Origin of the sequence: Brucella sp. NBRC 14130 (genome assembly GCF_040371715.1) — a bacterium.
Taxonomy (GTDB): Bacteria; Pseudomonadota; Alphaproteobacteria; order Rhizobiales; family Rhizobiaceae; genus Brucella; species Brucella intermedia.
This window is the reverse complement of the sequence record NZ_BAABTE010000009.1, coordinates 137,495-160,065: the sequence shown is the minus strand read 5'-3', so window position 1 is coordinate 160,065 and position 22,571 is coordinate 137,495. Positions and strand designations below refer to the sequence as shown.

The following is a 22,571-nucleotide window of genomic DNA, read 5'->3' as shown; positions in this document are numbered from 1 at the left end:
ATATGGCACGGGTTAAGCCATCCCATGAACGTCGCAGGGAAGAGAGGCAGCGAACAAGGCTGCGCTCCGGCAAGATCGTGGGCCTCGACGGGCGGTTTATCATCGAATGCCAGTTCAGCGATATCGCGCCCCATGGCGCCAAGCTCAGAACCGTGGAAGTCCCCACTCTGCCCGAGCGTTTCTGGCTGTTCGACGATTATTACGGCCGCGCGCTTCTGGCCCGCGTCGCCTGGCGCAATGGCCGTGAAATGGGTGTGGAACTCGTATCCGACCCGGCAGTCACGCCGCTGGACGAAGAACGCCTCGCCCAGCTTTCAGGAAAATATTATTCGCTGTGACTGACAGGCTGCGCGGCTGCCTGCTTTTCAGGAACCTGCTTTTCGGGGGCCTGTTTCCCCGGCGCGGTCGGCGTCGGCGCGCCGCGCATGTTCATGGCGCGGATTTCCTCGGCTGAAATATAGTTGAACTGCTCGACCAATAGGTCCTTGATGACCGGCTCTGGAAACCGCGCATTGAGATCGGCGATGATCGAGGCGCGCACATCCTCGAAGCTCACCTTTTCAACCTCTTTCGTATCCGAATAGCTGCCATAGAACTTGCGGAAGATTTCATCGCTGATGAAGAATTCGAGCGGCACGCTGAGCTTCTTGCGAACGTTCGAATCGATCGTATAGACGAGCTGCGTCACCACATAACCGGCAACGCCGCCGTTCGAGAGGATCGGCACGCTCATCACATCCGTCTTCACGTAGTCCACGCCTCCAAACCCGCCGACCGCGGCCTGCGCCCCATCCGGGGATGAGGCGTTCTGGCGAACCGCGAAGAAAAGCGAGCCGAAAGCGACGGCGCAGATCCACAGGCCGATGGCAATGATGCGGATCATCGTGCGTGACCGAGCCTCGCGCTCTGCATGGAATAGGTGCCGTCGGCTTCCTGCGTTTCCAGCGCACCCCGAATGAGGTCGGCCAGCTCGCCGACAGCCCGCAGATGCAGTTGCAGCGCTTCGCAGTTTTTCTCAAGCTTGTGCTTCAGGCTGTCGAGCAGTGGCTGAAGCGGCTTCATCGTCGCCGGTTCGGCAGCGCCGGCCGCCTTCTTGATCGCCTTGTTGAAATCATAGAGCCCGCGGCTCTTGCGTGCGTTGATTTCCGCAAGATCGGGGTTGCCGCCTTCCAGCAGAAGGCGCGTCTCCGTATCGATGACGTCTTCCAGACGCTGGATCGCCCGCACGACCGGCTTCAATGCTGGGTTCTCGGCCGGCTCCTCTGCCAGCGCCTGACCGGGTTCGCTCGTCACGGCGACGATCAGCGAATCCTCTGGCAGGCTGTTTTCAGAGCTTGTCTCGGTCATTTCGGGGGTCCTCAATTATGACGCTTGTCGTTACGGGCCAATCAGCCGCGCGCGCTGTCCGTGTCGCTATCTTTGTGTGGAACAGTTCCGGTGAAACGCAGTCCTCGGAACGGTTCTATCTCTCTATTTTCCCGCATGTCTTCATCCCGAAACCGGTTCCCCCTTTCGGGAGACATGCTCCAGCTGCTTTTGAATGAGCTTGCGTTCGAAACCATGCACGATGTCCTTCGAAACGGCGTTTTCGCTCAGTTCTCCTCCCAGATTATTGATCACGTCTCCCAACGCTACCGTTGTCGGTGCTTCTGGCCGCGCGTTGCGCGCCGCCTGTTCCTCAAGCAACCTGGCAATGCCGACACCGCCGCCATCCGCCATCTTGTTTGCCATGGCTTCCGCCATCATGGACTTCCAGTATTCACCGGCGATCCCCTTCCCGAAGGTCGCCGTCGTGTCACTGGTAAACATCGACTGCACGAAGGATTGCAGCATGAAGGCCTCGAACTTGCGATAGGCCGGGCTGGCCGCATTCTGCGCATCCGGCCGCACGCTGACGCCCGCCGCAAGACTGTCGGAAAAGCTGGCGAAATTGTCCCGCGTCAGGCCACCGGCAGCCGAGGCCACCATGGTTCCCGGTGCCGACGGCGCTTTCAACCGTTCCGCCGCCATGCGATAGGCTTTCGGATCGGCGGCGCGCGCCACGTCCATCACCAGATCTGACGGCGGGTTGATCGCCATGCAAGACACTCCCTCTTCTGTTGATTGCACCATAACGGGTCAAACTTGACTGAAACTTGTGCGTGCGTTCAGCCTCGTTTTTGCGCTCAATCAGGGCCTTGCGACCGGTTTGTCGTTTTCCGGCTAATAAATTCCTCGATAAGGCTGGAAAGTTCGCGCCGTTCGCGCTCGTTTCTGGTGTCCGTCAGGCGATCCTCCAGCAATTCGACACGCCGCCGTTCCTGCAACAGGGCCTTGCGCTGCGCCTGAAGACGCTGCTCAAGCTGCTGCGATTCGGCTGCGTTGTTGCCGAGGCGCCTGATAAGCAGCGAGGGATCGATACTGAGCGCATCGCCATCATAGCGACGATCCTGCATGGCGATCAGCGCCTCGCGCTCCTCATCCAGCGCGCCCTTGCGCGCATTGGCTGCGGCAAGCGCCTGTTCAAGCCGGGCGCTGCCAAGCTTTTGCAGTTCAATGAGCTTCTTCAGATTGCGCGGATTGGTCATCGCGGCCCTCAGAACAATTCACGCAGCTGCGTGGCAGTTTCATTGGTGAAGAAGCGCAGCAGTTCCGGCAGGATGAAATAGACCACCAGCAGCCCTCCCCCCAACACGAACGGCATCGACACGAAGTAGACGGGTATGGTTGGCGTCAGCTTGTTCACCAGACCGATGGCGAAATTGACGAGGATGGCAAAGACGATGAAGGGCGCTGCAATGCGCAGCGTCGCCAGAAATGCCCCCGAAAGCGCATCGGTGAAGTCGATCATCACTGCATCGGGACGAAACTGCCCATCCACCGGAATGGCCACATAGGAATTGAGCAGCGCCCGGAAGATTTCCAGATGCATGTCGGTGATGAAGAACAGGAACAGAGCGCTGAAGGTAACGATCGTCGCCAATGTCGCCTGCGGTTCGCTTTCCGTGATGGCATCGGAGGGAGAGCCGGAATAGCCGATGGAAACGGCCATCGTGCTTGCCATGAATTGCAGCGCCCAGAAATAGATATGCGCCAGAATGCCGATGACCGCGCCGATGAATATTTCGCTCGCCATCAGGCGGAACAGGGTCCAGGGCTGCCCGGCATCGACAACGGTGACGATGCGTTGCAGCACGAGGGGCAGAACCGCGAACGAACAGGCGAGCGCGATGAACAGCCTGACCTGCAGGGGAATGCGCGCGCTCGAAAGTCCCGGCATCAGCATCAGGCACGCGCCGATGCGGCAGAACGCCAGAACGGCGGCCAGGATGATCTCGTTAAGCGGCAATTGCGCGACAGGCACTCAGGGCCCTTTCATCGTATGTAGCAATAATTAGTCCCCTCGTCCTTCGAGACGCCAGGCCTCGACAAGCTCGGCATGGCTCCTCAGGATGAGGGTGTGGGCGCTAGAACTCTTTCCTCATCCTGAGGACGTGCCCTGAGCGCGGGCAGGGCGTCTCCAACCCTCGCTCCCCTCATCCTGAGGAGGTGCCCTGAGCGCAGCGAAGGGGACCGTCTCGAAGGATCGAAGGATCGAGAGACCGAAGTACCGACCGGTCGGGAACTACGAAATCGCGCCAAGTGACTTCACCTCCACGCCCCGGGCGATTTCGACATGGGAGAGCACCGGCAGGGTGGCGAATAGGCGCTCGATGATCATGCGGATATATGGCCGCGCTTCCGGCGAGGACACCAGCACGAAGCGCTCGCCATTGTCGAAATGCTTGCGGATGACGGCGGAAGCCTCGGTGCCGAACTGTTCCAGCAGGCGCGGATCGATGTCGAATTCGACGATCTCGCCCTTGGCGTCACGCTTGAGGCTCTGGTGGAAGACCAGATCCCAGCGGTTGCCGAGACGCAGAACGTTCAGCACGCCATTGTCGGAAAGATCGCCGCAAATCTGCTGCGCCATGCGCATGCGCACATGCTCCACGATCATTTCCGGACGGCGGACGAGCGGCGCGATTTCCGCGATGGCTTCGAGGATCAGGTGCAGGTTGCGGATGGAAATGCGCTCGGCGAGCAGCAGTTTCAGCACCGCCTGCAAGCCCGAATAGGAAATATGCGTCGGGCAGATATCTTCCAGAAGCTTGCGATATTCAGAGCCCAGACGATCCAGCAGGATGCGCATGTCCTTGTAGGATAGAAGCTGGGCGAGATTGTTGCGGACGATTTCGCTCAGATGCGTCAGCAGGACGGAGAGATTGTCCACGGTCATGTAACCATCGCGGCGCAGATCAGCCGCGAAGGTTTCCGGCACCGAATAGGCGCGCATGCCGAAGGCCGGCTCGCGCACTTCTTCGCCCGGAATGGACGGGATCGGGCGCTCGCCCAGCACGACGAGCGTTTCGCCGACGCGCAGCTCATGGCTGGCGACCGCCGTGCCGTGTATCTTGATGCGATAGCTTTTCGGTGGCAGCGCAATATCGTCCGTCACCTTGATTTCGGGAATGACGAAGCCGTATTCCTGCGCGAACTTGCGGCGCATCTTGTTGACGCGGTGCGCCAGTTCCTGCTGCGAGGCGATCAGGCGGGCGGAAAGCTGCTTGCCGAGGCAAAGCTCGATCTGGTTGGTTTCCAGCGACGCCTTGACCGAGTTGCGCTCCTGCTCTTCCGCCTCGCGCTGCTTCTTGTCGGCTTCGCTGGCTTCCGCCTCGCGCTGGCGCGCCTGACGGCGCGGCACGGCAATGCCGACAAAGGCCATTGCGCCGCCCAGCATGAAGAACGGGAAGGCTGGCAGGCCCGGCATGATGCCGAGGACGAAAAGCAGCATCGCCGCGACCAGAAGCGCCTTCGGATAGGCGCCGAGCTGGCCGAAGATCGCCTGGTCGGCGGAGCCGCGCGTGCCGCCCTTCGACACCAGAAGACCGGCGGCGAGCGAGACGATCAGGGCCGGAATCTGCGTGACCAGACCGTCGCCGACCGACAGTTTGGTGAAGACGTCGGCGGCGTGCGCGATGTCCATGTCGTGGCGCGTGGCGCCGATGATGATGCCGCCGAAAATATTGACGGCGGTGATGATGAGACCCGCAATCGCATCGCCGCGCACGAATTTCGAAGCACCGTCCATGGAGCCGAAGAAGGAGCTTTCCTCTTCCAGCTCGCGGCGGCGGCGCTGCGCTTCCTTTTCATCGATCAGGCCGGACGAAAGGTCGGCATCGATGGCCATCTGCTTGCCGGGAATGGCGTCGAGGGTAAAGCGCGCGCCCACTTCCGCGATACGCGTCGCACCCTTGGTGATGACCAGGAAGTTGACGATGATCAGGATGCAGAAGACCACCAGACCGATGACGAAATCACCGCCCATCACGAATTGGGAGAAGCCGTGGATCACATGACCGGCGGCGAGATAGCCTTCATTGCCGTGGGTCAGGATCACGCGCGTCGTCGCGATGTTCAGCGACAATCGCATCATGGTGGCGATCAGCAGCACCGTCGGAAAGGCGGAAAAATCGAGCGGGCGCTGAATCCACAGCGCCACCATCAGGATCAGGACCGAAAAGGCAATCGAGAATGCCAGCCCGATATCCAGCACCACCGCCGGGACAGGCAGGAAAAGCACCGTCAGGATGATGATGATGCCAACCGCCAGACCCATGTCGCTGCCGGTCAGAAATCCGCCTTTTATGAAGGGTTTAGCCGCTGCCTGCTGCACGTCCGTCTCCTGTTTGCGGAGGGACCTTAGCTTGCGAAGCTTGCGCGAAGGCTACCAAGGCGCAACGAAAACTGCGCAGCGGTTTTCGGGCCGGATGCTTACTAAAACAATCAGCTAGAACCCCTTCTCGATGCGCGAATATGCGAGCAGCGTGAACGAGTTGATCTGCGCGCCGACGAAAGGCGCGGTCAGGGCCAGCACGACGAAGATGACGATGATCTTCGGCACGAAGGTCAGGGTCATTTCCTGAATCTGGGTCAGCGCCTGGAAAAGCGCGATGCCGATGCCTGCCAGCATCGCGGCAAGCACCGCCGGGCCGCTTGCCATAAGCACGGTCCAGATCGCGGAATTGACGATATCGAGCGCGTCGGCCTCGTTCACCGCATCATGTCCTAGCTGATCTTGACGCCTGCGCCGATCATCAGCGTCTTGCCGTCTTCCAGTTCGGCCAGCATGCCGTTGGACTGGATGGTGACGGATTTCACGACGCCGGATATGCTGCCATCGGCATTGGTCAGCGTGCGGCCGATCCAGCCTTCGGCCTGCGTCAGCGACGTATTGGCGATCAGCGTTTCAAGCTTGCTGTTCATCTGCACGGCCTGTTCGACATTGGAGAAGGTCGCAAGCTGCGAGACATATTGCGTCGCGTCCATCGGCTGCGTCGGGTCCTGGTTCTGCATCTGCGTCACCAGAAGTTTCAGGAAGGAATTGTAGTCGACGCTTGCCTTGTTGGCCGCCGAATTGCTGTTGTTCGGCGTATTGTTGTTCGTCGTGTTCGTGCCGACCGGCGGTGTCGTGGTCATCGGTTTGCCTCTGCGGATTTCCGGATTGCAGCCACGGGCGAAGCCGGGGCTTCAAGGCCCATCAGTTCGGCCTCGCGTGGATATTGCGCGCGAATGGTCTTGAGCGCCTCGAAAACGCGCCCGTTATGCACCAGCTCGTCGACCAGCTTCAGCGCATTCAGGATTTCCACATCCTTGAACGTGGAGAACATGCCCCTCAGCATCTGCGCGAAGGTGGCGTGGGCCTGTTCGCGCATGGCCGGTTCGATCAGCATCATCTGCGCGGCGAAATAAAGCTGGCGCAGCGGCGTGGTCGTGTCTTCGGGCTGGAGAACGTGGTTTTCCAGAAGGAAGGTGGCGTCGTTCAGAAGCTCGAGCGAGACCTTGCGGTCGGCCTTCAGCACTGCACCATTGATAAAGATGCGTTCGCCCGCGCGCAGCGAAAGGCGAATGGCCGGTTTTCCGTTGGGAGCCATTTCAAAGTCCGTCCCGGATCGACTGGGTGATCTCGATCAGCGTGGCGTAATCATTGCTTTCGCCCTGACGGATGCGCTCGATTTCCTTCAGCACGAAAATGCCGACGGAAATGATCGCCGCCTTCAGTTCCTTCGGCAGCACGTTTTCCTCAGACCCCAGATCGTCGATGATCGTGGTCCAGAGCTTCGTGGTGAAATAGGTCGCGTCGATCCCCTCGCGCGAGCCGCTGCCGTTTTCCTTCGCCAGTTCGAGCATTGCGATGGAACGGTCGAACAGCGCCCGCTCCCGTTCCCTGGCGCTCGCCATATCGTCAGTCATGACATCTTCGTAGCGCATCTGATACATGGTTTTCTCCGTCTATCAGTCCGGACGGGCTCGCATCATGCTGCGTCCGTCCTGATCATCCCGACTATCTGAGATAGTTGAGCAGGCTCATATTCTGCAGCTGAACCGTCAGCGAATAGGAAGTCTCGATCTGCGTCTTCAAAGCGTTGACGCGGGTCGCCGCCTCGTAAGGGTCGACTTCCTCGAGATTGAGCACCGACTGGTTCAGAATCTTCTGCTGCGCCACGATACGCGTCGTCGCCGCCTGCGTGCGCGACTGCGCCAGACCGAGCGTCGTCTGTTCCGACGTCGTTTCGGTGATCGCCGTCGTCGTGGTCTGCATGGCCTTTCCAGTCAGGGCTTCGAAAGCCTGGCTGTTGAGGCCGATGGTTGCGAATTCGGCGACCATGACCGCCGACATGATCGTCCTGCGGAAGCCGTCGGCATTGGCCGAGATCGATGTATCGGCGGTTTCGGTGGGCGAGATGCGGCTCTTGATCACCGTGTCCGATGCATCCGACCAGTTCGCGGCCCAGTTGGCATCGTTGAACTCCTCGGCGAAATCGCCGTCGAGAAAGGCCGTCATCTCGTCGCCGGTGACGTTCGCCACCTGCGGATCGTCGATGGCGAAGCCGAAATGGTTCTGGAAGGCCTGGCGCACGGCGGTCTGCGCGGCGCTGCCTTCGGTATAATCGGCAACCGGCTTCACATCGGTGTTCACACCGGCGAAGATATATTCGCCGTTATAGCTGGTGTTGAGCAGGCCGGTGACGGAGTTGAGAATAGACTTTGCCGACTTGGCAATCGTGGCGGCACTTTCGGCGGTATTGTTGGCGCCCGTCAGGTCGCCCAGAAAGTTCTGCGTGTTCTCGATGATCGTGCCGGCAGCGGTCTGCGTGGCATTCATGCGCTGCTGCACCAGCTTGTTCATGTCCGTCAGCACGCTCAGCCGGTCATATTCCTTGCGCAGGGACACGGTCTGCCCGGATTTCGAGCCCAGCGAAAGCCCGACATCGAACACGGTTCCCGTGGTCGCTTCCTGTTGGGCTTTCAGCATCTCGGCCTTGTTCTTCGCGACCATGGCCCGGAGGGCTGACGTTGCGCCATAGGTGGAAATCGATTGCGCTTTCATTGGCCTCACACCGCGTTGAGAAGATCGTCGAGCATTGCGCTGATCGTGGTCAGCACCCGGCTCGATGCCTGATAGGAATGTTCAAGATCGAGAAGCAGCGCCATTTCGGTGTCCATGTCGACGCCGTTGGCGTTGGAGAGGGCTGCGTCTGCCTGGGTGGCAACCGTCGCATTATAGGAGAATTCGCTGTTGGCCTTCTGGCGCTTGCCTTCAAGCCAGCTGATGGATGACGCGCTGTAGTCCATCAGGCTGGAGCTGGCCGAAAGACCTGTTGCCGGATCGAACGTCATCGGCTCCGAGAAGGCTTCGTTGAGCGCCCGCAGGCGCTCGCTGAAACCGGCTGCGCCTTCGCTATTATATTTGTAATCGGGCCCGTTGGCCCCGCCGTCACGCAGCAAGAGCGCGCTGCCCCCCTCGGAGGCAACGAAAGCCGAAGACACCTTGATGCTGCCTGCAATGCCCGCCGACACACCTGCGCCCGGAACATCCGGCGATCCGGCCCAGCTGAACAGACCCGTCTTGTCGGCGCCGACGCCGGTCTGGTCGCTTTCGGCAAACATCGTCACCAGATTGCGCGCGATCTCGTCAAGCTGCATCTGGTATTGCGGGGCGATCTGGTCGCGCAGTTGCAGCAAGCCGCTGAGACGGCCTGTTCCATAAGGCTGGTCGAATGTTTCGTGATTGAGCGGAACCCCATCCACCAGCACCGCCTTGCCGGAAATACCCGGCGCCAGCACCGTCGACTGCTCGAAGCTGACCTTGCGCGCCGTCGTTTCGAAAAGCGTCACGCCGTTTTCGGCAAAGATCACCATGTCATTGTCGCCGCGCATCATGGTGGTGATGCCGATCTCGCCGGAAAGCTGCTTCAGGATCGCATCGCGCTGATCCATATAGTCGGACACATCGCGATTGGCGCGCGTGCCGCCGACGATCTCCTGATTGACCTTCTCGAACTTGGCCAGAAGATCATTGATGCTGGCGACGGAATCCGCGATTTCCCGGTCAGCATCGTTGCGCAGCGACTGGATCTGCTTCGTTCCGGCATTGAGCGCATTGGCGAGCGACTGCGCCGTCGACACCACGCTGTCGCCAAGCGCGCTGTTGGAAGGCGAAGCGGCATAGGTCTGGAGCGCATCGCGCAGATCGCCGATCAGCGCCGACGGCGAGCCGGAATAATTGTCCGCCGAATAAAGCGACGAAAGGCGGTCGAGCCCGCCTGCGAGAATGGAAGAGGAAGAGGCCGTGCTGTTCGACTGGATGAACCTGTTGAACAAGGCCTCATCCGCCGACCGGCTGATCCCCACGTAAAGCGAGCCGTAAGGCCCCGATACGAGAGAAGCGGTGCGTCGGGAATAATCCGGATCGTTGGCCCTGGCAATATTGCTGGAGACAACGGAGGTCTGCTTGGACGTTGCCGCAAGCGAACTTTTGGCCGTCAGAAGAGCAGAACTAAGCGACATCTTACCCCATCCTACAAGTGCAATCCCGGCAGGCGCGATGCGGTCTCGCGCCCGGAAATGCGGCTAAAACAAACACCTGGAAAGCCCCTGATAATTCCGCTTCTATCGGAACTGCCCCATCGTGCGTGAACCGTGCCCGTTGCCCGGACGGTCCGTATTCTCAATGCCAGTGGTCCGGTTCCGGCATTTGCGTTCCCTCGGATAGAGGCGCCGTGCAAATGCCAAATTCAAACCACTGTTTCCGGGAAAGGCTTTTCACCCTCCCCGGAAGTGTCCGGTTATCGTTTCAGATTGACCAGCACGTCCATCAGTTCGGAGCCGGTCTGGAAGACTTTCGAATTGGCCGTATAGCTGCGCTGCGCCTCGATCATGTCGGTCAGTTCCTGCGCGATATCGGCATTGGATTCCTCCAGCGTGCCGGACATGACCTTGCCCATGCCCTCGCTCTGCGGGAAGCCGAGGCGAACGTCACCCGATTCAGCGCTCGGCAGGAACACGTTGCCGCTCACCACCGTCATGCGATCCGGGCTTGCGACATTGGCAAGCGGAATGCGCGCCAGAACCTTCTGCGTGCCGTTTTCGTAGATGGCGACGACCGAGCCGTCATTGGCCACATCCACGCCCTTGACCGCCGACGGCGCCTGGCCGTTGATCTGCGCCTGCGAGATCGTGTATTCACCGGCGCGCTGCGTCGAGGCGCCGAGATTGAGGCTGAGGCTCTGGCCGCCATAAGGCCCGAGATCGACCGTCACGTCGCCCGCGGACGTCATCGCGCCCGTGGTCGGATCGAAGGTCAGCGTCGTCGGGCCGCCGACCACTGCATTGTCGGCTGCGTTCTTGACCGTCACGCTCCATTCGTCCGTGCCGGTCTTGCTGAAATAGACGTCGAGCGTGATCTTCTCGCCCTTGTCGTTATAGGAGATCAGCGAGGTCTTGTGATTGAACTCGCCCGCTGCCGGAACCTGATCGCTAGACGGCAAATTAACCGTGAAGGTGCCCGACGTGCTGCCTTCCGGCGGAAGGGCCGCGCTGTTGACATTGATGATGTTCAGGCCGGGGATCGTCAGCGCTCCGGCGGGGTCGTTCGGGCCAGCGCCCAGAAGATAATAGCCGGCTGAATTGACCAGATTGCCGTTCTTGTCGGGAACGAAGGAACCGGCGCGGGTCAGGAAGGTGGAGCCGTCCGCGCCCTGCACCACGAAATAACCGTTGCCATCGATGGCAAGGTCGGTCGTGGACGATGTGGAGCGGATGCCGCCCTGATCGGAAATGCCATAACGAACATTGGTCAGCACGCTGCCGGAATTATACTGTCCGCCGGTGCTGGGCAGAACGAGCGACGAAAACTGGGTTTCGGCGCGCTTGTAACCGACGGTGCTTGCATTCGCGATGTTGTCAGCGACCGCCGACAGGCGGTTCGCCTGCGCGTTCATTCCCGAAACACCGGTCCGCATCATACCGTAGAGGCTCATTAGCAGCTCCTGATTGGTTGTATCACCATCATTGTGTCACCGGCCAAAATCCAAGAGTTCTGGGCCGGAATCCGTGAAGTCCAGCGATGGAATCGGCGACCCGACCCACTCATCCGCGATCAAGCTAATGAGCCACGCTTGCGTGAAACTGTAGCCTCGGGATGTTTTACGCTTTTACTGGGGAACCGATGCGGTTTCGGAAATCCGCAGACCTGCTCGAAATCGCGATACTGAAAGCATGTCTCCCGGAAGTGGGAACCGCCTTGGCGGGGAAGTCAGTCCGCCGGCCTGGCCTCTGATGTCGCTGCAATGCGGTGAGAACATGCGTGAAGACAAAGAGACAGTGCGCATCAACCTCATTCGATATTGATGCAGTAGCCGAGGAAGCGCTTGGAATCGATCGGATCGAAACCCATCTGCTCACGCAGCTTCTTGCGCAACTTGCTGATATGGCTTTCAACGACGTTTTCTTCGACTTCACTGTCGAAAATGCCGTAGATCGCGCTGAAAATCTGCGCCTTGTTCAGGCGGCGGCCGCGATTGGCAATCAGATATTCCAGGATGCGGCGCTCGCGGCGCGGCAGCGGAAAATCGACGCCGTTGATCTGCGGATCGCGGCCATCGGAGAAAACGCGGATCGGGCCAAGCTCGGTGCCATCGTCGCTGGAAGCGGCGGAAGCGCCCGCGCGGCGGCGGATCGCATTGATGCGCGCGAGGATTTCACGCACATGCACCGGCTTGCGCACAACATCGTCAACGCCTGATTGAAACAGCTCCAGCGTATGTTCCAGTGACGGACGGTCGTTGACGGCGATCACGGGCGCCTTGCAGCGTTCACGAATTCGGGCCGGAAGGCGATGCTGATCGGCACATTCACCGATCAGGAAGGCCTCGACAGCCATGATGTCCTGCTGTGGAACGCTCTCCACCCACTCATCGAAATCGGTAGGGGTAAAACCTGTCGTCGTGATGCCTTCGCGACCGAACCAGGATGAGTATCCTTCAGTCACAATATCTCTGTCGTCTACGACAACGATCATCGGCCCGCCTTCCGAATCAATATGTTAGCCCAAGCACGCTAGCAATAACTGGCGAGAGGAATCAGCAACAATGGCAATTAGTTGCCCGCAATAAATTGGGAGGCATTTTAGTAGATGCTAAAATAGAGGGAATCGCATTGATTGCAACGCGCCTCATCCTTTAGGCGCAGAAACCTTAACCGAATATTAACGGCTCACGAACATTTACGATTCTTTACAAGGGCTTAAAATTTCGGTCGCTTTAACAGCACTTGCCGAAGGCTGCAACCGCCAATTGAACAGGCGCAACATGGGTGCACCTGACACTGTGTTACAACCTGTTAGAATTCGCAGGAATCGGGTTTACCCGAAGCAGAAGTTTCGCGCCTGCGGCGTCCAGTTTCCGAAGCCGGTGGCGACCATATTCGTCATCACGCGGCAGACGTAACGCTTCTGGGCGGGGTCGTTGTTCGGCCCCGCGTGATAGCGCGCGACGGCCATCGTCCAGTTGCCTTCGCGCTGGCGGAGCTGCTTCAGGAATCGGGCCGCGTAATCGACATTGAGGCTTGGCATCAGCATCGCGGCGACCGACGGAAATTCCTTGCCGTGATAGTGATAGTTGATCTGCATGCAGCCGAGGTCGATCAGCTTTGCGCCTTCGGCCCTGACCTCGTTGAAACGCCTCACCGCCGCCATCTGCGACGGCATGAATTCGGCGCGCCCTTCGATGTTCATCGCATAGGGTTGCAGGGAGTTCTTGCGGCCGGTTTCCGTCAGCCCGACCGCGTAGAGAATGCCGAGCGGGACATCGTAGCGGGCCGATGCCCGGTGCATTTCGCGCTCGCAGATATTCTCGGCGCTGGCCGGGCGACTGTCAGACAACCAAGCCGCGATTGCGGTCGTTATTGCGAACAATACCGTTCCCGCCATCCTGCGCGCCCTGCATGTCCGAACGCTCGCGTCCTGCCTGACCGGATTCATCATTCCGCCTGCCCTCGCCGCCCATGAGACCCGCCTGCGTCTCGCTGCCGTTTCGCCCGTCAAAACCCTGCTGCATGCTGAAAGCCTGCTGCTGGCCCGATTGCTGGCCGCTGGCCTGCTGTTGCCCCGCATTCTGCGATGCCTGCGCCTGCTGCACCGCGCCCGCCGCATTGCGGTCGGTGACGGTCACGGAAATTTTCGCATCGTCCGCGACGCCTGCCCCCTTCAGGGCTTTCTCGATCATGGAGCGGTCGGCGGCCAGCGTTTCCGCCGCATGGGTCTTTTCGGCGACGAGATGCACCTCCACCCCTTCCGATCCCACGCGGATGCGCGCCGTCACCGCCCCGAGTTCTGCCGGGTCGAGCCTGATCTGCAAGGTCTTGACCGTGCCGAAGCTGCGTTCGGAAACCACCTGAATGTCGGCGATCCGTGCCGCGCCTTGCGACGGCGTGGCGGCTGCCTTGCTTTCTCCCGGCACACTGCTTTTGGGTGCCGGTTGCAGCGGCTGGATATCGGCCCTGTCGGACGTCTGGCCCGACTGCCGCGCTTGTCCCTTGTCCGCGGTCGCGAGGCTGGCGAGATCGTCCGCAGCGTTTTCGCTCGGATTGCCGCCGGTCGCCTTCGATGCGTCAGGAGCGATAAACTGCTCCGCCCTCGCGCTGGCCGGAGGCGTCGCCGGGGCTTGCCCCTTCTTCGGTTCGACATGCGCATCAGGCAGTTCGCCAGCCTGCTTCTCTCCCCCTTCCGGACCCGCTTCCTTAATTAAGGCAGAGAGCGGATCAGAGGGGTTTTTGTCGTTTTTCGCGATATTTCCTGTGGCAAAATTGTGATTTGCCCCCTTCAAATCAGGCGAAGAAGTGGCCAAAGAGAGGAGATTTTGTGGCAGAGCGAAAATCGCAGCCTGTTTCGCCCCGTCTTCATCCCTCGTTTCAGCCTCGTCCGCCCTGGCTGTGTCGTCGTTTTCATCTTTCCTTTCGACCTTGCCCTGCGGTCGTTCCAGAAGCGAACTGAACAATTTCGCCGGGTCGGCCTGCCCCTCGCTTTCCGCCTCCGCCTTTGCCTGCGACGGACCGGAATTTCGGGCGAGCGAAGCAAGTCGGCTGGTCGAATTCAGCAAAATATCAATGCTCATTGAACGGTCTTTCCTAGCAAGGCATCGATTTCGGCAAGCTTGCGCCGTGCATCTTCCATCGTTTTCTGCAAATCGTCTTCCGGCTGGTTTTTGGCGGGCTTCAGGCTGACGGCCATCGGAGCTGGCGCGGGGTTCGCAACCGGCTTTTCCGCCCGGTTTTCCGGCGGATTCGCTGTCGCCATCGGCGGCACATCCCTTTCGGTAAGGGCCGGTTTTGCGGGCGGCGAGGCATCCGGCGTGCGGGTGACGACGGTGCCGACCGCTTCGGCGGCCTTCAGCAGCTTGCGGTCCGGTTCCTGCAGCTTGTCGGGCGAAATCTGCGACAGTTCCCGCAGCGCGCTGCCTGCCGAATCCGAGGCAACATCGCTTGCCGCAGCATAGAGATTGGCGCGGGTGGGGTCGGTTTTCAGCTTGTCGGCAAGCTTTTTCGCCTCCGCCGACATGAAACGCGCCCGCTCCGTCTGGCCATCGACAAGCGCTCCGCGCGCGATTTGCAGATAGAGCGAATATTGCATCACCGGATCAGCCGAACCGATCAGCCTTGCCAGTTCCGCATTGCCGATCCGGTCGTTGAGTTTCACCGCCGCGTCGACAAATTGCGCCATGAAATCACGCATATAGGGCGAACGGGGAAAGCGCTGGAGATAATTTCGCGCCAGAAGCCTGATCTTGTCGGCATCGCCAAGCCGGGCTGCAATCGGCATCGAACGGCGGATCGCCGCTTCCTCGAACAGGGTGCCCGGCGCATCAAGCCGCACCTGATCGAGCCGCATCAGGGCCGTCGCCGGATCGAAGGCCGTCATCTGGCTGGCGGTCACGAGCACGATCGATGCCTTCAGTTCCGAAGGAACATCGGGCGACAGCGGAACCGAGAAAAGCTTCACCACTTCAATCGTCTGGCCGGAAGCATAGGCAAGCGCTCCCTTGACCAGTTCCGGCGGCACGGCATCCGTCTTGAGGTCGGCAAGAACCTTGCGTACCGCTTCCGGATTGCCGCCATTGAAGAGATAGATGATCGCCGCGTAGACATTTTCCGGATTGTTCCAGACGTCGCCCGGCGCCCGCCCCATATCCGTGCTGACGAAGCCCAGAAGCTTGTTGAGCATGACCACTGCTTCCGGCTTTCCGGCGACGATCTGGTCCTGCAGCATGCGCAGCGAACGCACGAGCTTGTAGGGTTCCAGCACCGGCAGCGTGCGCGTCTCGGCTGGCGTCTGCGCCTGTGCTGGAACTTGAGCTTGCGCAAAGGCCGGAGAGGCCGCTCCCGCCAGGGAAAGGCCTGCCACACATGCCAGGAGTGAGCGCGTGGCGAACCGCTTCATGGCGCGGACTTGAGGAAAATATCGATACGGCGGTTTTCAGCCGCATTCGGATCGCTGGCGTTCTTCGGCTGGCGGTCGGCATAGCCTTCCACGCGCAGCACGCGCTTTTCATCAAGCCCGCCGCGAACCAGCATGTAATAGGCCATCTGCGCGCGCGCCGATGAGAGACGCCAGTTGTCATAGGTCGCGCTCTTGAACGGACGCGCATCGGTATGCCCGCTGATAATGACTTCGCCCGGCTGGCGGGAAATCACCTGCGCGATGCGCTCCAGCATCTGCACCACGCGGGCATCCGGCTTGGCGGAGCCGATGGTGAACATGCCGTAGTCGATCTTGTCGGTAAGCTGGATCATCACGCCGCCATCGACGGGAACGACCGTCACGTCGGGCATCGGCTCGGCTTTCTTTGCCGCCGCACCTTTCTTCGCGGTTTCGCCCTCAGCCGCCTTTTTCAGATCGGCGATGAGCTGCTCCTGCTTTTCTGCTGGCGTTCCTGCTGGCGCTTCCGCAGGCCTTGCAGCTTCCTCCGGTTTCGGCTGGGCCGCTTCCGGTTTGGGCGGCGTGGCCGGTGCCGCATCCGGCGGCGTCAGATCCTCGACAGCCTTGCTCGACCAGTAATCGGGGCTGAATGGATCGCGATAGGCTTCGCCGCCATCGGCGCCTGTTGCGGGACCGGATTTCGACGTGCCGCCATCGCCCTTGGCAGACTGGTTCTGCAGAACGCCGGTTTCGTGGGCCAGTTCCGACAGCACCGCATAAGGTTCGCGGAAAAGCTGGCGCTCTTCCTGTTCGCTGGGCGGCGCGACGGTCGTATCGTTGATGACCTTGGTGCTGTTTTCGATCTTCTGGTCGCTTTCATAGCGAACCTTGCCGTCTTTCTCCTCGACATCCTGCACGCCCTTCGGGCTTGAATGCCGGTCCATCAGCTTGACGGGATTGAAATAGCTGGCAACCGCCGCCTTGGTTTCCTCATTGGCGGCATTGATGAGCCACATGACGAGGAAGAAGGCCATCATGGCGGTCATGAAGTCGGCATAGGCGATCTTCCACACGCCGCCATGGTGGCTGTCATGGTCGTCATGCCCGCCGCGGCGCACAATGATGATCTCGCGCTTGGTTTCGGGATCGATGTTCATTGAACCGCAGCCTTCAATTCTTCAACAAGCGGCGCGATGCGCGTTTCAAGCACCCGGTCGCCAAAAGAAAAGGAAAGTTCGTCCGCGCCGGTTTCCGAGAACCGGCAGCCGGACGGCAGCAGGGCGGCGTGATTGCGGAGCGGCGCAACCAGCCGCGCCGGGCCGGAAATTTCCGGCGCTTCGCCGTCGAGCGCCAGCCCCGCAATGCCGCGCGCAAATTCGGCAACCGCCTCGCGCTCCATCTTTTGCGCCAGCAATGGCATCAGGATTTCCGCGATCTGGCCGGAAAAACTGCGCTCCAGCGCCGCCAGCGCTTCGGTAAGGCTTCCCGCCAGAAGCAGGGCCTGCTCACGCGAGAATGCAGCGCGCAACGTTTCGATTTCGGCCTCATGCTCCCGCAGAAGCCGCGTTTTCTCCGCCTCGTAGAGCGCCTCGGCTTCGCGGTGTCCATCTTCCCGCCCGGCTTCAAAGGCAGCGCGCCTTTCTTCCTCGCCGGCGATGATGGCCGCGACTTCCGCCTGCTCGGCGGCAGCGGACTTTTCGGAGGAAGCCGCACGCTTCGGCGCCTCGCTTCCAGCGTGCGGCGCGGGCGTTTCCTTCAGCGGTTTCGGCGGCAAAGGCGCGGCAATGATCTCGACCGCCTCATCCTCAATGTGATGGGTCGAGAAATCGGGAAGATAACGGCTGAGGGAAAGCGCGCTCATCGTCAGGCCGCCTCAAGCTCCGGCATGACCGAAGCCTTTGCGGTCGATTCCCTCAATGGCTGGGCCTCACGGCTGGCGGCGGTTTCGTGAATCCACTGTTTGAGAACGGCTGCGACGCGCTCCTCGTCCATGTCGATCATCTGTTCCAGTCGCAGCTTTGCGGGCATGCGCATGCGCTGGCGAAGATCGCTGAGGCTTGTCTTCATCTGGTCGGCATAGGCTTCCGGCCCGCCGATGACGGCCTGTACGCCCTGTGCCCCTTGTACGCCTTCGCCTGCCGCCTGACCGCCCACGAAATCGGGGGCAGCCACGTCGCTTGTCTCGCGGATGGCGACTTCAGTGCCCGCAGTCCTGGCATTCTGGTCACGCAGCAGCGGGCGCAGGCCGAACCAGATCAGCAGACCGACAGCGGCAAGGATCGCAAGCGCATTGACATAGGAGCCGCTCTGGCGAAGCACCGTGTCGGTCCACGGCGTGGAGACCGGTTCCATATCGGCACCGGCAGGATCGAGGAAGTTGACGGCGGTCACGTTGATGACATCGCCGCGATCCGCGTTGAGGCCGGCGGCGGTTGCCACGAGGTCGCGGATCTTGGCGATCTGCTGGTCGACGAAATTGGCGGGCGGCGGCGTGGTGCCTGCGGTTTCCAGAAGCCGCGCCTGATCGATGACCACGGCGATGGACAGGCGCTTGACGGTATAGCCGTCGCTGACGGTGGAAACCGTCTTGCTGTTCATTTCGTAATTGGTCAGTTCCTCGCGGCGGTCGGTCTTTTCCGACGAGCTTTCGCCGTTGCGGTTCTGGATTTCTTCCTGCGGAATGTTCTGTTCGACGCCGGTTGCGTTGTCGTTGCGATTGTTGCGGGAATCGCCGCTTTCACGGACAACGCGCACCGAACGTTCGACACGGGATTCGGGATCGAAGATCGTTTCGTTGGTCTGGCGGCGGTCCGTATCGAGCACGGCCTGAACGCTCGTCTGGAAATGCCCCATACCGAGATAGGGCGCCAGCGCCTTGCGGATGCTGTCGTCTACATTGCCTGCGACCTGCTGCTCCAGCGAGGCGGTCATCAGCGCTGCGCCATTGGCGGCTTCGCCCGCTGACGCGAGGAGGCGGCCATTGGTGTCGAGGACGGTCACGGCGGAAGCATCGAGCGAGGGAACGGCGGCGGCAACCAGCTGGCGGATGGACTGGGCGGATTCGGCGGCAAAGCCGCCTTCGGCGCGGATGACGACCGAGGCCGACGGCTTCTGGTCGCCACGGCGGAACGAACCCTTTTCGGCGAGCACGATGTGGACGCGGGCGGCCTTCACGCCGCGAATGGCCTGAATGGTGCGGGCGATTTCGCCTTCCAGCGCGCGCACGCGGGTGATTTCCTGCATGAACGAGGTCAGGCCGAGCGAACCCATATTGTCGAAGAGTTCATAACCGGCATTGTTCGAGGTCGGCAGGCCCTTTTCGGCCAGATACATGCGGGCGTTTTCCGCCTTGCCGATGGGCACGAGAATGGACGAGCCATCGGCCTTCACATCGAAAGGAATGCCTGCCTCGCCAAGCGCCAGACCCATGCGGTTCACGTCGTCACGCGAAAGACCGACATAGAGCGTCTCATAGGAGGGGCGGCTCAGATAGATGCTCGTATAGAGGATCGCGGCCATGAGCGCGGCGCCCACAAGTCCGAGCGCCACGAGTTTTCGCGCGCCAAGCTTGCCGAGCGTACCCTTGAGCTGTTCGATCAATTGCTGGAAATTCTGCTGCATCCACACCACCGCCATAATGTTGCATGCAACCTAGCCCGCGAAGCTTGCGCGAAAGTGGCGGCTGATGAAGCAAGTGCTTCCGGAAACTGGAAATGAGCGCAAAGAATTGGGGCGCGGAATGAATCCCGCGCCCCGTTTTCCGCCCAAAGACATCCGATCCGATCAGGTCGGTTCGGATGCGAACCCCTGATTTGCCTGAGAACTCGCGAGCGCCGGCAACCCGGCGCCCGTTGCAGAAGCGCGTCTCATTTCGGGACGCGCTCCCATGCTGGATCAGTTATGATTAGCCGCGGAACAGCGACAGGATCGACTGGCTCGACGAGTTGGCGATCGAGAGAGCCTGAACGCCGAGCTGCTGCTGAACCTGGAGAGCCGACAGACGAGCCGATTCCTTGTTCATGTCAGCGTCAACGAGCTGGCCAACGCCCTTTTCGATGGAGTCGGAAAGGTTCGAGACAAAATCCTTCTGCATGTTGATGCGGGACTTTGCTGCGCCGAGTTCAGCTGCGCCGTTGGCCATCTTGCCCATTGCGGTTTCGATGGTGCCCAGGAAAGCTTCGATTGCGGCGTCGTCGGCTGCTGCTTCGACGTCGATGGCCATCACGTCGACCAGAACGCCGCCAGCAGTGCCGTCAGCCTTGGTCAGGACGAGATTGGAAGTGTCGACGTCGATCTTGCCAACCTTGACGGTGCCGTCAGATGCACGGTCGTAGGACGACACAACGCTGAAACCAGCGGCTGCGCCTGCGGTGTCGGAAGCGAGCAGGTTCGAACCGGCATAGTTCGCACCCTTGGCGGTGCTGCTCAGCTGGTCGATCATGACCTTGATTTCCGACTGGATCTTTTCCTTGTCGGAAGCGCTCGATCCGATTGCCGAAACAACCTTTTCCTTGATCTTGTCGACGACTTCGATCGCCTTGTTCATGGCGGTGTAAGCCGTGTCGATCTTACCGGCGCCGAGGCCCAGAGCGTCCTGAACGGCAGAGTTTGCCTTGTTGTCAGAGCGCATCGTGGTCGCGATCGACCAGTAAGCAGCGTTGTCGGCGGCTTCGCCAACGCGCAGACCGGTGGAAATACGGCCCTGAGTGGTTTCCAGCGACCGGTTCGTCGAAGCCAGGTTCTGGAGAGCGGTCAGAGCGGAAGAATTAGTCAGAAGACTTGCCATAGTTTTTTGCCCCTTGGGAAAAACAATCTGAGGGACAGGCCGGGTTTCAGATTACCGGCATGGTGGAGCGGCATCATGCCTGTTGCCGCGTAACGCGCGGAAACCCACCATGAAGATCGTCGTAAGCCTCAAATATTAAGAGATTACTAAATAATCTGCTCAAATTTTAATTAGGACTGTCTTTTTCATCAAGCGGTTCACCGCTCCAAATTTATCCCCACCCGCAATGTTCGCTGTATGTTCCTTCCGCATCAATTAATGGAGGGAAGATCAATGCTTCGTTTTTCAACTCTGGCTGTTTCGCTTGTAGCCGCGTCGACCGCACTGGCCGACAATCAAATCACGGTGAACTGGATCAACAATGCGGGCAAGTCTATCAGTTATACGCAAGGCGCATGCAATCCGGATGGAAAGTGCACGCGACCGTCGACCATCGCAAATGGTGCAACGGGCGTCCTCACACACAAGGCGGAAGATAATACATATCTGCGTTCGATGATTGCGCGGTATCGCTATTCCGACAACACCGTCTATAAGTCGTGTCAGTTGACGGTTTATGCTGAAGGACCGAGCTTCACCAACCCAACACCTGGATGCAAGGCTGCAGGTTATAGTCGGCATTTCTTGAAATCCGATGGTACCGGTAGCAGCCCCACCTGCACTCTTGTAGCCGAAGAGGTCAATCATGACACCTGCGACTACAAGCTGACCGTCCGCATCAATAACTGAAGACGACAACGAGCTGCGGTTTGTCAGCTCGTTCCAGTCTACGAGAACGAACGTATCAGGCTTCCGACCAGTATGTTCCAGCCGTCGATCAGCACGAAGAACAGAATCTTGAACGGCAGCGAGATCACCGTCGGCGGGAGCATCATCATGCCCATGGACATGGTGAGCGTGGCCACGACGAGATCGATCACCAGAAAGGGCAGCACGATCAGGAAGCCGATTTCAAACCCGCGCCGCAGTTCCGAAATCATGAAGGCGGGGACCAGCACGCGGAAATCCACGATGCCGTCCTCGCCTGTGCGGAAGGATGGATCGGCGAGATCTTCAAAGAGCCGCAGGTCCTTGTCGCGCACCTGCCCCAGCATGAATTCGCGGAAAGGCTGGGAAATTTCGGTGAAAGCCGCCTGCTGGGTGATTTCATTGCGCATCAGCGGCTGCACGCCGTTGTTCCACGCGCGGTCGAAGGCGGGCGCCATGACATAGAACGTCATGAACAGGGCGAGCGAAATCATCACCATGCTGGCGGGCGCGGTCTGGAGGCCGAGGCCCGAACGCAAAAGCGAAAAGGCGATGGCGAAGCGCGTGAAGCTCGTCACCATGATAAGAATGCCCGGCGCGATGGAAAGCACCGTCAGCAGCCCGAACAATTGCACGATCTGGCCGCTCGCCGCGCCACTGCCTGCCGGAAGCAGGTTGTCGAGCGTCAGCGCCTGCTGCGCCTGAGCGGACACCGTGAGGGCGAGCGTCAGGACGACGCCGAGGCCAAGGAGCTTTTTCATTCTACCACCAGCGCCGAGATGAAGACGCGGTCGACCGCGCCTTCCGAACGCAGGCGCGCGCGTTCTTCCAGATCGGCGCGCAGATAGGCAAGCCCCGCCGCGCCCTGCAATTGCATGAGATTGACGCTGCGCAGGAAGCTCAGGAAATCGTCGCCGACGCTTGCCGCCAGCGCCGCCGGAATTTCATGTCCGGGCTTTGCCACCAGCGACGCTTCGAGGCGCACCCATGTATCCTGCGGAATGCCGAGATTGGTCACAATCGGCTGCAGGGGCACCACCGTGCCGATGGAGCGCGATTCGAAGTCGCCCTTTTTCGGCTTGTCTTCCTTGCCGGAGACCTTTGCCGACGCCAGCTGATCGGCGGAAATCATGCCGCCCAGATACCAGCCGCCGCCACCGGCGATGACGGTCAGGACCGCGACAGCCGCAAGCAGCGTCGTCAGCGAGCTTTTCGCCTTGCCGTCCGTTTCCGTTGTCGTCGTGTCGCTCATATCCGGCATGC

At 60.3% G+C, this 22,571-nt stretch carries 25 protein-coding genes; 2 read left to right on the top strand and 23 right to left on the bottom strand.

The genetic code is table 11. The features are described 5' to 3' along the window. Positions 1–2: 2 nt before the first annotated feature. Positions 3–338 carry a PilZ domain-containing protein gene (locus ABWW28_RS18980; RefSeq protein WP_006469386.1) on the top strand — a complete coding sequence of 112 codons (336 nt, stop codon included), beginning with the start codon at positions 3–5 and terminating at the stop codon, positions 336–338. Here ABWW28_RS18980 and ABWW28_RS18975 read toward each other — a convergent pair. The 21 genes from ABWW28_RS18975 to ABWW28_RS18875 form a co-directional block, all read right to left on the bottom strand. Next, entirely contained in the window at positions 326–883 is a 558-nt protein-coding gene (locus ABWW28_RS18975; protein ID WP_176588299.1) for a hypothetical protein, read from the bottom strand. The two genes, ABWW28_RS18980 and ABWW28_RS18975, sit on opposite strands and share 13 nt — an antisense overlap. Continuing rightward, entirely contained in the window at positions 880–1,347 is a 468-nt protein-coding gene (locus ABWW28_RS18970; protein ID WP_006471447.1) for a hypothetical protein, read from the bottom strand. The genes ABWW28_RS18975 and ABWW28_RS18970 overlap by 4 nt, the downstream gene beginning before the upstream one ends. 141 nt (positions 1,348–1,488) lie before the next feature. Further along, entirely contained in the window at positions 1,489–2,079 is a 591-nt protein-coding gene (locus ABWW28_RS18965) for a rod-binding protein (RefSeq protein WP_176588298.1), read from the bottom strand. An 86-nt stretch (positions 2,080–2,165) separates the two neighbouring features. Further along, positions 2,166–2,567: a hypothetical protein gene (locus tag ABWW28_RS18960; RefSeq protein ID WP_176588297.1), complete on the bottom strand. Its 402-nt coding sequence runs from the start codon at positions 2,565–2,567 to the stop codon at positions 2,166–2,168. Between the two features lie 8 nt (positions 2,568–2,575). Beyond that, positions 2,576–3,343, bottom strand: a complete 768-nt coding sequence (gene fliR, locus ABWW28_RS18955; protein ID WP_176588296.1) for a flagellar biosynthetic protein FliR — start codon at positions 3,341–3,343, stop codon at positions 2,576–2,578. A 261-nt stretch (positions 3,344–3,604) separates the two neighbouring features. Beyond that, entirely contained in the window at positions 3,605–5,695 is a 2,091-nt protein-coding gene (gene flhA / locus ABWW28_RS18950; RefSeq protein WP_025091725.1) for a flagellar biosynthesis protein FlhA, read from the bottom strand. A gap of 114 nt (positions 5,696–5,809) precedes the next feature. Beyond that, positions 5,810–6,076, bottom strand: coding sequence for a flagellar biosynthesis protein FliQ (gene fliQ / locus ABWW28_RS18945; RefSeq protein ID WP_006469393.1), 267 nt, complete (start codon positions 6,074–6,076; stop codon positions 5,810–5,812). Positions 6,077–6,087: 11 nt separating this feature from the next. Beyond that, entirely contained in the window at positions 6,088–6,498 is a 411-nt protein-coding gene (gene flgD, locus ABWW28_RS18940) for a flagellar hook assembly protein FlgD (protein WP_006469394.1), read from the bottom strand. Beyond that, complete coding sequence (gene flbT, locus ABWW28_RS18935) at positions 6,495–6,953, bottom strand: flagellar biosynthesis repressor FlbT (protein ID WP_006469395.1); 459 nt, start codon at positions 6,951–6,953, stop codon at positions 6,495–6,497. Before flbT ends, flgD begins: the two co-directional genes overlap by 4 nt. 1 nt (position 6,954) lies before the next feature. Continuing rightward, on the bottom strand, positions 6,955–7,299 hold the full coding sequence (flaF, locus tag ABWW28_RS18930) for a flagellar biosynthesis regulator FlaF (protein WP_112700820.1): 345 nt from the start codon (positions 7,297–7,299) through the stop codon (positions 6,955–6,957). Between the two features lie 64 nt (positions 7,300–7,363). Beyond that, the gene (locus ABWW28_RS18925) at positions 7,364–8,410 is read right to left on the bottom strand and encodes a flagellar hook-associated family protein (RefSeq protein WP_176588295.1); all 1,047 of its coding nucleotides are present in this window, start codon (positions 8,408–8,410) and stop codon (positions 7,364–7,366) included. Between the two features lie 5 nt (positions 8,411–8,415). Then, a complete protein-coding gene (flgK, locus tag ABWW28_RS18920; RefSeq protein WP_176588294.1) occupies positions 8,416–9,870 on the bottom strand; it encodes a flagellar hook-associated protein FlgK in 1,455 nt (484 codons plus the stop codon). Positions 9,871–10,148: 278 nt separating this feature from the next. Next, positions 10,149–11,342, bottom strand: a complete 1,194-nt coding sequence (locus ABWW28_RS18915) for a flagellar hook protein FlgE (RefSeq protein WP_006471443.1) — start codon at positions 11,340–11,342, stop codon at positions 10,149–10,151. Between the two features lie 356 nt (positions 11,343–11,698). Further along, a complete protein-coding gene (ftcR, locus tag ABWW28_RS18910) occupies positions 11,699–12,382 on the bottom strand; it encodes a flagellar transcriptional regulator FtcR (RefSeq protein WP_006469399.1) in 684 nt (227 codons plus the stop codon). A 342-nt stretch (positions 12,383–12,724) separates the two neighbouring features. After that, positions 12,725–13,291 (bottom strand): transglycosylase SLT domain-containing protein, encoded by a 567-nt coding sequence (locus tag ABWW28_RS18905; RefSeq protein ID WP_113342320.1) that lies wholly within the window; start codon positions 13,289–13,291, stop codon positions 12,725–12,727. Then, positions 13,236–14,474, bottom strand: coding sequence for a flagellar hook-length control protein FliK (gene fliK, locus ABWW28_RS18900; RefSeq protein WP_176588293.1), 1,239 nt, complete (start codon positions 14,472–14,474; stop codon positions 13,236–13,238). The genes ABWW28_RS18905 and fliK overlap by 56 nt, the downstream gene beginning before the upstream one ends. Next, positions 14,471–15,796, bottom strand: a complete 1,326-nt coding sequence (locus ABWW28_RS18895; protein ID WP_176588292.1) for a chemotaxis protein — start codon at positions 15,794–15,796, stop codon at positions 14,471–14,473. Before ABWW28_RS18895 ends, fliK begins: the two co-directional genes overlap by 4 nt. Next, positions 15,793–16,932, bottom strand: a complete 1,140-nt coding sequence (locus ABWW28_RS18890; protein ID WP_176588291.1) for a MotB family protein — start codon at positions 16,930–16,932, stop codon at positions 15,793–15,795. The genes ABWW28_RS18895 and ABWW28_RS18890 overlap by 4 nt, the downstream gene beginning before the upstream one ends. Then, positions 16,929–17,636 (bottom strand): hypothetical protein, encoded by a 708-nt coding sequence (locus ABWW28_RS18885; protein ID WP_176588290.1) that lies wholly within the window; start codon positions 17,634–17,636, stop codon positions 16,929–16,931. Before ABWW28_RS18885 ends, ABWW28_RS18890 begins: the two co-directional genes overlap by 4 nt. A gap of 2 nt (positions 17,637–17,638) precedes the next feature. Further along, positions 17,639–19,411 (bottom strand): flagellar basal-body MS-ring/collar protein FliF, encoded by a 1,773-nt coding sequence (gene fliF / locus ABWW28_RS18880; RefSeq protein WP_112671025.1) that lies wholly within the window; start codon positions 19,409–19,411, stop codon positions 17,639–17,641. 268 nt (positions 19,412–19,679) lie between these two features. Beyond that, a complete protein-coding gene (locus ABWW28_RS18875) occupies positions 19,680–20,561 on the bottom strand; it encodes a flagellin N-terminal helical domain-containing protein (RefSeq protein ID WP_100649102.1) in 882 nt (293 codons plus the stop codon). Between the two features lie 273 nt (positions 20,562–20,834). Between ABWW28_RS18875 and ABWW28_RS18870 the strand changes: the two genes are divergently transcribed. Then, a complete protein-coding gene (locus ABWW28_RS18870) occupies positions 20,835–21,290 on the top strand; it encodes a hypothetical protein (protein WP_176588289.1) in 456 nt (151 codons plus the stop codon). A gap of 38 nt (positions 21,291–21,328) precedes the next feature. Here the strand turns inward: ABWW28_RS18870 and fliP are convergent, their stop codons facing one another. Beyond that, complete coding sequence (gene fliP, locus ABWW28_RS18865; RefSeq protein ID WP_176588288.1) at positions 21,329–22,069, bottom strand: flagellar type III secretion system pore protein FliP; 741 nt, start codon at positions 22,067–22,069, stop codon at positions 21,329–21,331. Then, positions 22,066–22,560, bottom strand: a complete 495-nt coding sequence (locus ABWW28_RS18860; protein WP_006471440.1) for a flagellar basal body-associated FliL family protein — start codon at positions 22,558–22,560, stop codon at positions 22,066–22,068. Before ABWW28_RS18860 ends, fliP begins: the two co-directional genes overlap by 4 nt. Positions 22,561–22,571 lie beyond the last annotated feature (11 nt).